Origin of the sequence: Pseudomonas iranensis, from assembly GCF_014268585.2 — a bacterium.
In the GTDB taxonomy this organism is placed as follows: Bacteria; Pseudomonadota; Gammaproteobacteria; order Pseudomonadales; family Pseudomonadaceae; genus Aquipseudomonas; species Aquipseudomonas iranensis.
Genome location: NZ_CP077092.1, coordinates 1,552,007 through 1,564,586, shown reverse-complemented (window position 1 = coordinate 1,564,586; position 12,580 = coordinate 1,552,007). Strand labels below are relative to the sequence as shown.

At 60.7% G+C, this 12,580-nt stretch carries 12 protein-coding genes; 10 read left to right on the top strand and 2 right to left on the bottom strand.

The window, feature by feature from the left end; all coding sequences use genetic code 11:
* Positions 1–429 precede the first annotated feature (429 nt).
* The 9 genes from HU724_RS06860 to pdeM all read left to right on the top strand — a co-directional run bounded on the left by HU724_RS06860 (position 430) and on the right by pdeM (position 11,053).
* On the top strand, positions 430–1,464 hold the full coding sequence (locus tag HU724_RS06860) for a ligase-associated DNA damage response exonuclease (protein WP_186568195.1): 1,035 nt from the start codon (positions 430–432) through the stop codon (positions 1,462–1,464).
* Positions 1,461–3,149, top strand: a complete 1,689-nt coding sequence (locus tag HU724_RS06855; protein WP_186568193.1) for an ATP-dependent DNA ligase — start codon at positions 1,461–1,463, stop codon at positions 3,147–3,149. Before HU724_RS06860 ends, HU724_RS06855 begins: the two co-directional genes overlap by 4 nt.
* A gap of 372 nt (positions 3,150–3,521) precedes the next feature.
* Positions 3,522–4,304, top strand: a complete 783-nt coding sequence (locus tag HU724_RS06850; protein ID WP_024011901.1) for a transporter substrate-binding domain-containing protein — start codon at positions 3,522–3,524, stop codon at positions 4,302–4,304.
* Positions 4,305–4,360: 56 nt separating this feature from the next.
* Entirely contained in the window at positions 4,361–5,089 is a 729-nt protein-coding gene (locus HU724_RS06845; RefSeq protein ID WP_016771383.1) for an ABC transporter permease, read from the top strand.
* Entirely contained in the window at positions 5,086–5,796 is a 711-nt protein-coding gene (locus tag HU724_RS06840; RefSeq protein WP_016771384.1) for an ABC transporter permease, read from the top strand. Before HU724_RS06845 ends, HU724_RS06840 begins: the two co-directional genes overlap by 4 nt.
* A gap of 27 nt (positions 5,797–5,823) precedes the next feature.
* Positions 5,824–6,942, top strand: coding sequence for a succinylglutamate desuccinylase/aspartoacylase family protein (locus HU724_RS06835; protein WP_186568192.1), 1,119 nt, complete (start codon positions 5,824–5,826; stop codon positions 6,940–6,942).
* 12 nt (positions 6,943–6,954) lie between these two features.
* Entirely contained in the window at positions 6,955–7,719 is a 765-nt protein-coding gene (locus tag HU724_RS06830; protein ID WP_186568191.1) for an ABC transporter ATP-binding protein, read from the top strand.
* A gap of 194 nt (positions 7,720–7,913) precedes the next feature.
* Positions 7,914–10,403, top strand: a complete 2,490-nt coding sequence (locus HU724_RS06825) for a ligase-associated DNA damage response DEXH box helicase (protein ID WP_186568189.1) — start codon at positions 7,914–7,916, stop codon at positions 10,401–10,403.
* A complete protein-coding gene (gene pdeM, locus HU724_RS06820; RefSeq protein ID WP_410056006.1) occupies positions 10,400–11,053 on the top strand; it encodes a ligase-associated DNA damage response endonuclease PdeM in 654 nt (217 codons plus the stop codon). Before HU724_RS06825 ends, pdeM begins: the two co-directional genes overlap by 4 nt.
* Before the next feature lie 44 nt (positions 11,054–11,097).
* On the opposite strand, the gene HU724_RS06815 is transcribed toward pdeM, so the two are convergent.
* Positions 11,098–11,307, bottom strand: coding sequence for a hypothetical protein (locus HU724_RS06815; protein ID WP_016771389.1), 210 nt, complete (start codon positions 11,305–11,307; stop codon positions 11,098–11,100).
* A 107-nt stretch (positions 11,308–11,414) separates the two neighbouring features.
* Positions 11,415–11,981, bottom strand: coding sequence for a dCTP deaminase (gene dcd / locus HU724_RS06810; protein ID WP_007940589.1), 567 nt, complete (start codon positions 11,979–11,981; stop codon positions 11,415–11,417).
* 355 nt (positions 11,982–12,336) lie between these two features.
* Between dcd and HU724_RS06805 the strand changes: the two genes are divergently transcribed.
* Positions 12,337–12,546, top strand: a complete 210-nt coding sequence (locus HU724_RS06805; RefSeq protein ID WP_002554837.1) for a cold-shock protein — start codon at positions 12,337–12,339, stop codon at positions 12,544–12,546.
* Positions 12,547–12,580: the final 34 nt, after the last annotated feature.

Sequence of the window (12,580 nt, the reverse complement as noted above, 5' to 3'; positions counted from 1 at the left end):
CGGTGAATCCAATATTGGATCAGGCTCAAGGCTGTGCCAGATCCATATCCAACCCGGCCCCTCAGGTCGATGTACTTCACCAGACACCTCGGTCGGCCCCTCTACAAAGCGAGGTGAATCCAACATTGGATCAGGCTCAAGGCTGTGCCGGATCCATATTCAACTCGGTCCCTCAGGTCGATGCACCTCACCAGACACCTCGGTCGGCCCCTCTACAAAGCGGGGTGAATCCAACATTGGATCAGGCTCAAGGCTGTGCCGGATCCATATTCAACTCGGTCCCCCAGGTCGATGTACCTCACCAGACACCTCGGTCGGCCCCCTCTCCCTCTGGGAGAGGGCTGGGGTGAGGGTAGCGCTTTAAAGCCGATCGAACTTCCAGCCTTACGCCCGCCTCATAGCTAACAAGCCCCCCATTCCGGTCACGACATGGATCTTGTTATTGCCCGACCTGAAGGTCTCTACTGCCCCGCCGGGGATTTCTATATCGATCCGTGGCGGCCGGTCGAGCGTTCGGTGATTACCCATGCCCATGGCGATCACGCGCGCACCGGAAATCAGCACTACCTGTCGAGCAGCGCCAGCGCCGGGATTCTGCGCGCGCGTCTGGGTCAGGACATCCAGTTGCAAACCCTCGACTACGGCCAGCGCCTGACCCACCACGGCGTGACCCTGAGCTTTCACCCCGCCGGGCATGTCCTCGGTTCAGCGCAAGTGCGCCTGGAATACGGCGGCGAAGTCTGGGTCGCATCGGGCGATTACAAGGTCGAGCCGGATGGCACCTGCACCCCATTCGAACCGGTGCGCTGCCACACGTTTATCACCGAATCGACCTTCGGCCTGCCGATCTATCGCTGGCAGCCACAGGCGCAGATCTTCGCCGAGATCAATCAGTGGTGGGCGGCCAATATTGCCGCCGGCAAGGCCAGCGTGCTGTTCTGCTATTCCTTCGGCAAGGCACAGCGGATTCTCCACGGCATCGACGAAACCCTCGGGCCGATCCTCAGCCATGGCGCGGTCGAACCGCTGAACCGCGTCTACCGCGCTGCCGGCGTGTACCTGCCGCCGACGGTCTATGCGGGCGACGTAAAAAAAAGCGACCCGATCATGCGCCAGGCGCTGGTCATTGCTCCGCCGTCAGCAGGCGGCAGTACCTGGATGCGTCGTTTCGGCGAGTTCAGCGATGCCTTTGCCAGCGGCTGGATGCGCCTGCGCGGGACCCGGCGGCGGCGCGGCGTCGATCGCGGTTTCGTCCTTTCCGATCACGCCGACTGGCCCGGCCTGCTGTGGGCGATCAACCAGACCGGTGCGGAACGGGTGATGGTCACCCACGGCTCGATCGGCGTGCTCGTGCGCCATCTGCGCGAGCAGGGCCTCGATGCACAAGGCTTCACCACCGAATACGGCGATGACGAAGACGACAACATCGCCAGTGAACCCACCGTTGCCGAGACATCGCCATGAAAGCCTTCGCCGAGTTATATGCCGAACTCGACGCCACCACGTCGAGCAACGCCAAGCTGGCGGCGATGCAGGCTTACTTCGCGCAGGCCGCGCCGGAAGATGCCGCATGGGCGGTGTATTTCCTTTCCGGCGGGCGACCTCGGCAACTGGTGCCGGTGCGCATCCTCCGCGAGTTGGCGGTCGAAGTCTCAGGACTGGAGCCATGGCTGTTCGAAGAAAGCTACCAAGCCGTCGGCGATCTGGCCGAGACCATTTCTCTGGTACTACCGGAAAATTCCCACAGCTCCGAGGCCGGTCTTGCCGAATGGATCGAAGACAAGCTGTTGCCACTGCGCGGTGAAACCCCGGAATATCTGGCGCGGCAGCTGCCGATGTTGTGGGCGCAACTGGACCGGCCTAGCCTGATGCTGTGCATCAAGCTGATCACCGGCAGTTTCCGCGTTGGCGTGTCGAAGTTGCTGGTCACCCGCGCCCTCGCCTCAATGGCCGGGCTCGACAGCAAGCGCGTGGCACAGCGCCTGGTCGGTTATACCGATCTGTCGAACCGGCCCAACGCGGCGAGTTACCTGAAACTGATCGCCCCGGAGTCCGCCGACGAACATGCCCAGCGCGGCGGTCAGCCCTATCCGTTCTTTCTTGCCCACGCCTTGTCGCAACCGGTCGAGGAATTCGAAGCTCTGCTCGGCCCCGCCAGCGACTGGCAGGTGGAATGGAAGTGGGACGGTATCCGCGCGCAAGTGGTCAAGCGCGACGGCAAGCTGTGGGTGTGGTCGCGCGGCGAGGAACTGGTGACCGAGCGCTTCCCTGAATTCGATGTGCTGGTCCACGGCTTGCCCGACGGCACGGTGATCGACGGCGAAATCGTCGTGTGGAAGAGTACCCATCCGACTACTGAAGATGCCTTCGATCCGCAATCCGATGAGCCGTCGGCCGTGCAACCGTTCGCCCTGCTGCAACAACGCATCGGTCGCAAGACCCTCGACAAGAAGATTCTCGAAGAAGTGCCGGTGGTGGTGCTGGCCTACGACCTGTTGGAATGGCAGGGCGAAGACTGGCGTAACCAGCCGCAGGTCAAGCGCCGGGCGCAACTCGAAGAGGTGATCGCGCGCTGCAACAGCCCGGTACTGCTGCCCTCCCCGGTATTGAACGGCGAAGACTGGCTCGACCTCGGCCGCCAGCGCGAAGCGTCACGCAAACTCGGCGTCGAGGGCATGATGCTCAAGGCGCGCGATTCGTTGTATGGCGTCGGCCGGACCAAGGACATGGGCGTGTGGTGGAAGTGGAAGGTCGACCCGTTCAGCGTCGACGCGGTACTGATATATGCCCAGCGCGGACACGGCCGTCGCGCCAGTCTGTACAGCGATTACACCTTCGCCGTGTGGGACGGCCCGCCGGAATCCAGCCAGCGCTCACTGGTGCCGTTTGCCAAGGCGTATTCTGGGCTGACCGATGAAGAAATGCGCCAGGTCGACAGCATCGTGCGCAAAACCACGGTGGAAAAATTCGGCCCGGTGAGCAGCGTCAAACCGAGCCTGGTGTTCGAACTGGGCTTCGAAGGCATCGCCCTGTCGCGCCGACACAAGAGCGGCATCGCCGTGCGCTTCCCGCGCATGCTGCGCTGGCGCAAGGACAAGACCGTCGAAGAAGCCGACAGCCTCGCTACCCTTCAGGATCTGTTGGCCTGACCCCTTTTCACTGATCGTTCCCACGCTCTGCGTGGGAATGCAGCCCGGGACGCTCTGCGTCCCCCCAGAGCCGAACGCGGAGCGTCCGTTGATGCATTCCCACGCAGGAGCGAGGGAACGATCAGTCATCAGGGACAAATCCCTTGCCACAGTTTTACCTGCTCTCAGCCACGCGCTTGAACCGAAACAGTGCATGCAAACAGCAATGCCCGTTTCCGGGCATTCAACTACCCTTGCCTCTCTGCACTCGACCTTTTAAAACACCTGTTCGGCACTCTGGTTCGGAAATTGCTACTTTCTATAGGTCGTAAGCGTTGCAGTAACAATAATTCTGCGCCACAAGCGCTCATATTGGTTCTTAGGGATTGAATAATGAAAAAAGCATTGCTGACCCTTTCTGCACTGGCGTTGTGCATGGCCGCCGGCTCCGCGCTGGCCAAGGAATACAAAGAGCTGCGCTTTGGCGTTGACCCTTCGTACGCACCGTTCGAGTCGAAAGCGGCCGATGGCAGCCTGGTCGGGTTCGATATCGATCTGGGTAACGCCATCTGCGCCGAACTGAAGGTCAAGTGCAAATGGGTCGAAAGCGATTTCGACGGCATGATTCCGGGCCTCAAAGCCAACAAGTTCGACGGTGTGATCTCGTCGATGACCGTGACCCCGGCGCGCGAGAAGGTCATCGACTTCTCCAGCGAACTGTTTTCCGGCCCGACCGCTTACGTGTTCAAGAAAGGCTCCGGCCTCAGCGCAGACGTCGCGTCGCTCAAGGGCAAGACCGTTGGCTATGAGCAAGGCACGATTCAGGAAGCCTACGCCAAAGCCGTGCTGGACAAGGCCGGTGTGAAAACCCAGGCCTATCAGAACCAGGATCAGGTGTATTCCGACCTGACCTCCGGCCGCCTCGACGCAGCCATCCAGGACATGCTGCAAGCCGAACTGGGCTTCCTCAAGTCGCCGAAAGGCGAAGGTTACGAAGTCAGCCAGCCGGTCGACAGCGAATTGCTGCCGTCGAAAACCGCTATCGGTATCAAGAAAGGTAACACTGAGCTGAAAGCGCTTTTGGATAAAGGTATCAAAGCGTTACACGACGACGGCAAATACGCCGAGATTCAAAAGAAACACTTTGGCGACCTGAATCTGTACAGCGGCAAATAATGCCCCGGCGCCCATCCTCGATGGGCGCCTTTTCCATCCGCTCAGGTTGCTGATTTATGTTTGAAACCCTCCTGCAAAATCTGGGGCTGGCCTCGTTCAGTCTGCAGGGCTTCGGCCCGTTGCTGCTGCAAGGCACCTGGATGACCATCAAATTATCGGCGATGTCGCTGCTGGTGGCCGTGTTGCTCGGCCTGCTCGGCGCCAGTGCCAAACTGTCGAAAGTCAAATTGGTGCGCCTGCCCGCGCAGCTCTACACCACGCTGATTCGCGGCGTGCCGGATCTGGTGCTGATGCTGTTGATCTTCTACAGCCTGCAAACCTGGCTGACGTCACTGACCGACTACATGGAATGGGAATACATCGAAATCGACCCGTTCAGCGCCGGCGTGCTGACGCTGGGCTTCATTTATGGCGCGTATTTCACCGAGACCTTCCGTGGCGCGATCCTCGCGGTGCCGCGTGGTCAGGTCGAAGCCGCCACCGCGTACGGCCTCAAACGTGGCCAGCGTTTTCGCTTTGTGGTGTTTCCGCAAATGATGCGCTTCGCGTTGCCGGGCATCGGCAACAACTGGATGGTCATGCTCAAGGCCACCGCCCTGGTATCGATCATTGGCCTCGCCGATCTGGTCAAGGCAGCGCAGGACGCCGGTAAAAGCACCTATCAACTGTTCTACTTTCTGGTTCTTGCCGCTTTGATCTATCTGCTGATCACCAGTGCTTCGAACTTCATCCTGCGCTGGCTCGAACGCCGCTACGCCGCCGGTGCCCGGGAGGCCGTACGATGATCGAACTCCTGCAGGAATATTGGCGCGCCTTCCTTTATACCGACGGCCAGAACATCACCGGGCTGGCGATGACGATGTGGCTGCTGACCGCCTCGATCTGCATCGGCTTCGTCGTCTCGATCCCATTGTCGATTGCCCGCGTCTCGCCGCACTTCTACATTCGCTGGCCGGTGCAGTTCTACACCTATCTGTTCCGTGGCACGCCGCTGTATATCCAGCTGCTGATCTGCTACACGGGCATCTACAGCCTCGCCGCCGTACGAGAACAGCCGATCCTCGACAGTTTCTTTCGCGATGCGATGAACTGCACGATCCTCGCCTTCGCGCTCAATACCTGCGCGTACACCACGGAGATTTTCGCCGGGGCAATTCGCAGCATGAACCACGGCGAAGTCGAAGCGGCCAAGGCTTATGGCCTGACCGGCTGGAAGTTGTACGCCTACGTGATCATGCCGTCGGCATTGCGCCGCTCGTTGCCTTACTACAGCAACGAAGTGATCCTGATGCTGCACTCGACCACCGTGGCGTTCACCGCGACCATTCCCGATATTCTGAAAGTCGCGCGGGATGCCAACTCGGCGACCTTCCTGACCTTCCAGTCGTTCGGCATCGCCGCGCTGATCTACCTGACCATTACTTTTGCGCTGGTCGGCCTGTTCCGCCTCGCCGAACGCCGCTGGCTGGCCTTCCTCGGGCCGACTCACTAGCACCGGTTTGAAAATAAAGAGATAACAATGCGCCACCAGATTCATGACTTGCTGGCCCCGCTGCCGGGGACCGCACGGCAGATTCACAGTTTCCACTTCGGCCCACAGCAGGCCAAGGGCAAGGTGTACATTCAGGCCTCGCTGCACGCCGACGAACTGCCCGGCATGCTGGTCGCCTGGCACCTCAAGCAGCGTCTCGCCGAGCTGGAAGCCGCCGGCCGCCTGCGCAGCGAAATCGTCCTGGTGCCGGTGGCCAATCCGGTCGGCCTCGAACAAGTGCTGATGGATGTGCCGCTGGGCCGTTACGACCTCGAGAGTGGGCAGAACTTCAATCGCTGGTTCGTCGACCTCAGCGAAGAAATCGGCAACGCCATCGAAGGCCAGTTGAACGACGATGCGCAGCACAACCTCGAACTGATCCGCGCCAGCCTGCGCAACGCCCTCGACCGTCAGACGCCGACCACACAACTGCAATCCCAGCGTCTGACCCTGCAACGCCTGGCCTGCGATGCCGATATGGTGCTGGACTTGCATTGTGACTTCGAATCGGTGGTGCACCTGTACACCACGCCCGAAGCCTGGCCGCAGGTCGAGCCGCTGGCGCGCTATATCGAAGCCCAGGCCAGTCTGCTCGCTACGGATTCCGGCGGGCAGTCGTTCGACGAGTGCTTCACCCTGCTCTGGTGGCAACTGCGCGAGCGCTTCGGTGAGCAGTTCGAGATTCCGCTGGGCAGCTTCTCGGTGACCGTCGAATTGCGCGGTCAGGGCGACGTCAATCACCCGCTGGCCAGCCGCGATTGTCAGGCGCTGATCGATTACCTGATCCAGTTCGATGCCATCGTCGGCGAGACCAAGCCGCAACCGCCACTGCCGCACCCGGCCACGCCGCTGGCCGGGGTCGAACCGGTGACCACGCCAGTGGGTGGCCTGTTGGTGTACTGCGCCACACCCGGCCAATACCTGGAAGCCGGCCAGCAGATCGCCGAAATCATTGACCCGGTCCACGACAAGGTCACCCCCATTCATTGCACCGCCGCCGGCATGCTGTATGCGCGCTCGCTGCGGCGCATGGCCACTGCCGGCATGGTCATCGCCCACGTCGCGGGCGCCGAAGCCTATCGCAGCGGCTACCTACTTTCGCCTTGAGGATGCTCGTCCATGTACAAACTGACCGTTGAAGGCCTGCACAAAAGCTATGGCGATCATCAGGTGCTCAAAGGCGTTTCGCTCAAGGCCAAAACCGGCGACGTGATCAGCCTGATCGGCGCCAGCGGCTCGGGCAAAAGCACCTTTTTGCGCTGCATCAATTTCCTCGAGCAACCGAATGACGGCGCCATGAGCCTTGATGGCCAATCGATCCGCATGGTCACCGACCGCCACGGCATGCACGTCGCCGACGCCGATGAACTGCAACGCCTGCGCACGCGGTTGGCGATGGTGTTCCAGCATTTCAACCTGTGGAGCCACATGACCGTGCTGGAAAACATCACCATGGCCCCGCGCCGGGTGCTCGGTTGCAGCAAACAGGAAGCCGAGGATCGGGCCCGACGTTATCTGGACAAAGTCGGCTTGCCGGCGCGGGTCGCCGATCAATACCCGGCGTTTCTGTCCGGCGGTCAGCAACAGCGCGTGGCGATCGCCCGGGCACTGGCGATGGAACCGGAAGTGATGCTGTTCGACGAACCGACCTCGGCACTCGACCCGGAACTGGTCGGCGAAGTGCTGAAAGTGATTCAGGGTCTGGCCGAGGAAGGTCGGACGATGATCATGGTTACCCATGAAATGAGTTTTGCGCGCAAGGTGTCGAATCAGGTGCTGTTTCTGCATCAGGGTCTGGTGGAGGAAGAAGGTGCACCTGAAGACGTGCTGGGCAATCCGAAAAGCGAACGGCTGAAGCAGTTCCTCAGCGGCAATCTTAAATAAGGTTGGCACCCAACCCTGTGTGGGAGCGAGCCTGCTCGCGAAAGCGGTTTATCAATCAACATCAATGTTGAATGAGACATCGCATTCGCGAGCAGGCTCGCTCCCACAGGGGGAATCCACCGACCGACAAAGTTAAACTTGTCCCCCCGCTTCGCTGTCTCTGAAACAACACCTCCAGAGCGCACGCAGCCGGCATGGCGAAATCCCCCGACTTTGCAAAAACCTGGTTCAGCGCCCGCGACTGGAAGCCGTTCGCCTTTCAGAAACAGGTGTGGGCGGCGGTGAAAAACGGTGAGTCCGGATTGCTCCACGCCAGCACCGGCGCCGGCAAAACCTATGCGGTGTGGTTTGCTGCGCTCAACCGCTTCGCCCGTCTGCAACCGCCCGTGGCCATACCGCGCAAACGCAAACCGCCGGCCGAGCCGTTGACGGTGCTGTGGATCACGCCGATGCGCGCCCTCGCCGCCGATACCGCCCGCGCGCTGCAAAGCCCGGTAGATGATTTACAGATTCCGTGGAGCATCGGCCTACGCACCGGCGACACCAGCAGCAGCGAACGCGCCCGCCAGGGCCGACGCCTGCCGACGACGCTGATCACCACCCCGGAAAGCCTGACTCTGCTACTGGCCCGCGCCGATGCGCGCACGGCGTTGTCGAGCCTGCGCATGATCGTCGTCGATGAATGGCACGAGTTGCTCGGCAACAAGCGTGGCGTGCAATTGCAACTGGCCCTCGCCCGCCTGCGTCATTGGCAGCCGGAACTGATCGTTTGGGGCGTGTCCGCCACCCTCGGTAATCAATCCCACGCCGAGCAAGTGCTGATCCCACAGGGCGGCGGCGTCAGTGTTCAGGGCAAAAGCGAAAAAACCCTGCAAGTCGACACCCTGCTGCCACCGGCCATCGAGCGTTTCCCCTGGGCCGGCCACATCGGTCTGAAGATGCTGCCGCAAGTGGTGGCCGAGCTCGACGCCTGCGCCAGCAGCCTGGTGTTCACCAACACCCGCGCGCAATCGGAGATCTGGTATCAGGCGCTGCTGGAAGCGCGGCCGGACTGGGCCGGGTTGATCGCGCTGCACCACAGCTCACTGTCACGCGATACCCGCGACTGGGTCGAGCAGGCGGTGAAGAATGGCCAGTTGAAAGCGGTGGTCTGCACTTCGAGCCTGGACTTGGGTGTGGATTTCCTCCCGGTCGAGCGCGTGCTGCAGATCGGCTCGGCGAAAGGCGTCGCGCGCTTGATGCAACGTGCCGGCCGTTCCGGCCACGCGCCGGGGCGCACCTCGCGGGTGACGCTGGTGCCGACCCACAGTCTTGAACTGATCGAAGCGGTTGCCGCACGCGACGCCGTCGAACAGCGGCGCATCGAGCCGCGTCTGTCACCGCACAAGCCGCTGGATGTGCTGGTCCAGCATTTGGTCAGCATGGCCCTTGGCGGTGGGTTTATTCCTGAAGACTTGTACGAAGAAGTCCGTGGTGCCTGGGCTTATCGTGACCTGACAGCGGCAGACTGGGCCTGGGCGCTGGCGTTCGTACGCCATGGCGGGATGTCTCTTACAGCGTATCCGGATTACCGCCGGGTCGAGCCGGACGAACACGGCGTCTGGCGTGTGCCGGATGCGCGTCTGGCGCGGCGCCATCGCATGAGCATCGGCACCATCGTCAGCGACGCGAGCATCAACCTGAAATTCTGGAGCAAGGGCGGCGGCGGGAAACAGCTGGGCAGCGTCGAGGAAGGCTTTATCGCCCGGCTGAAACCCGGCGATGGTTTCCTCTTCGCCGGGCGCTTGCTGGAGCTGGTGCGGGTGGAAAACATGACCGCCTACGTCAAACGCAGCACCGCAAAAAAAGCCGCCGTGCCGCGCTGGAATGGCGGGCGCATGCCGTTATCCAACGAACTGGCCGAAGCGGTGGTGACGCGCTTCAGCGCCGCTGCTCAAGGTCAGTTCAACGGCCCGGAAATGCACGCGCTGCGGCCGCTGCTGGAGACGCAGATACGCTGGTCCGGCTTGCCCACCACGGAAAATCTGCTGGCCGAGGTACTGAAATCCCGCGAAGGCTGGCATCTTTTCCTCTATCCGTTCGCCGGGCGCCAAGTGCATCTGGGACTGGCGAGCCTGCTGGCGTGGCGCGTCAGTCAGCGGCAACCGGTGACCTTCTCGATTGCCGTGAATGATTACGGCCTGGAACTGCTCAGCGCCACGCCGGTGGATTGGGCCGCGCATCTCGACGCTCACCTGTTCAACGCCGATGACTTGTTGCTGGATGTGCTGGCCAGTCTCAATGCCGGTGAACTGGCGTTGCGCCGCTTCCGCGAAATCGCGCGGATCGCCGGGCTGGTCTTCGCCGGGTATCCGGGCGCACCGAAAAGCACCCGCCAGGTGCAGGCGTCGAGTGGTCTGTTTTTCCAGGTATTCAAACAATACGACGCCGACAATCTGCTCTTGGCCCAGGCAGGGGAAGAAGTCCTACGCGAGGAACTGGATATTCGTCGTTTGGAACAGACATTGGAGCGGATCAATCAGATGAAACTCGACGTGCATCAGGTTAAACGTCCTACCCCACTGGGCTTTCCGCTGCTGGTGGAGCGGATGCGCGAGAGCATGAGTTCGGAAAAACTGGCTGACAGGATCAGAAGAATGGTCGGTGACCTGGAAAAAACCGCTGATAACGGAAAATCGTCGTGAGTGCGTACCCAGTGCGTTTGGCCGGTGAGGAGTTGTGGCTGCTGCCGGAGAAAGCCCTGTACTGGCCAGCGCAGGAAGCATTGCTGATCGCCGATGTGCACTTCGGTAAGGCGGCGGCCTATCGCAGCCTCGGCCAGCCGGTGCCGCATGGCACGACGGCGAGCAACATCGAGGTGATCGACGCATTGCTGGCGCGGCTGCCGTGTCGCCAATTGATTTTTCTCGGGGATTTTCTGCATGGGCCTGGTTCCCATGTCCCGACCACACTGAATGCGCTGGCAGAGTGGCGAGCGCGGCACGCTGACCTGCCGATGACGCTGATTCGCGGCAACCATGACAAACGCGCAGGCGACCCGCCGGCCTCGCTGAATATGCGCGTGGTGCCAGAACCGCTGTTACTCGGGCCGTTTGCCTTGCAGCATGAGCCCGATGCGCATCCGGAACGGCACGTGCTCGCCGGCCACGTTCACCCGGTCTATCGGCTGCATGGCAAAGGTCGGCAAAGCTTGCGCCTGGCTTGTTTCAGACTCGGTGAGCGCATCAGCCTGATGCCGGCATTCGGTGCGTTTACCGGCGGCTATCAGGTCGAGCGCGATGACAGCTGCAAGGTCTTCGTGATCGGCGACAACGAAATATGGCCCGTCAGCTAGATCGCAAATCGATCAGACTGACGGGCCATATTCATGACAGTGGATCAGGCAACAGGCGCCGGCGGCGGCTCATCCGGCAGCGTCGGTTCGCCTGGTTCGGTCGGTTGTTCGTTGGGAGTATCGGGATCGGGCTGGCCGGGCACGCCGCCGGACAGGCTCAAAGACGGATTCGCCAGTAACGACCAAGCCAGAACGCCTATCTGATTGGGCTCAAGCCTTGCCAGTTCAGCGCTGATTCGCGGGTCGATCTTCATAGGGCACTCCTCAGTGAAGGCCCGAATTTGTGTGTAACAAAAACGGGCAGTACACCCCATAGAGTGTCTGCCCGCCAAAGAATTCCCGACATCCGTCGGATGGTCGATCAGGTACGCGGCAAGGTTACGCCACGCTGGCCCTGATATTTGCCGCCACGATCCTTGTAGGAAACTTCACATTCTTCATCGGATTCGAGGAAGAGCATCTGCGCCACGCCTTCGTTGGCGTAGATTTTCGCCGGCAGATTGGTGGTGTTCGAGAACTCCAGCGTCACATGACCTTCCCACTCAGGCTCGAGCGGAGTGACGTTGACGATGATGCCGCAGCGCGCGTAGGTGCTTTTACCCAGGCAGATGGTCAGCACGTTACGCGGAATGCGGAAGTACTCGACGGTGCTGGCCAGGGCGAAGGAGTTCGGCGGAATGATGCAGACGTCGCTGTGGATGTCGACGAAGCTGCCGGCGTCGAAGTTCTTCGGGTCAACAATGGCCGAGTTGATGTTGGTGAACACCTTGAAGTGGTTGGTGCAACGCACGTCGTAGCCGTAGCTCGATACGCCGTAGGAAATCACCCGGCTGTCGTCGCTGCCGCGCATCTGGCGCTCGACGAACGGTTCGATCATGCCGTGTTCCTGCGCCATGCGGCGAATCCACTTGTCCGATTTGATGCTCATGGCGGGTTTGTCCTGAATAGCGAGGTGGAAAAATTCTGTCCGGCATCTTACCGGGCGCGTCGCCGCGATCAAAGTGCGCAACGCAATTCTCGGCGAACACCCCGTATTTACGCGCTGTGGCGACGAACCGTCGCACCGCCGATCCCTAAAACACAGAATCCTTTGCAAGAAACATTGGCACGTTCCGGAAAAAGGGTTAAGGTGGCGTCACTGTGTTGCTTGTGTCACTGAGAATCTCTACACGATATGTTGAATTTCGATCCAACCATCTACAAGAATTTTTCCTGCTCTTTGCACTCAGTCTCGGCCAGGGTTCTTCCTGAGTCGCAGTTATCTTTGTTCAAGGAGTTACACCATGTCTAATCGCCAAACCGGTACCGTTAAGTGGTTCAACGATGAAAAAGGCTTCGGCTTCATCACTCCACAATCCGGTGACGACCTGTTCGTTCACTTCAAAGCTATCCAATCCGACGGCTTCAAAAGCCTGAAAGAAGGCCAACAGGTTTCTTTCATCGCTACCCGCGGTCAGAAAGGCATGCAAGCTGAAGAAGTACAAGTTATCTAACTTGTAGCTTCTTTAGAAAAGAGCCCCGCCCTTA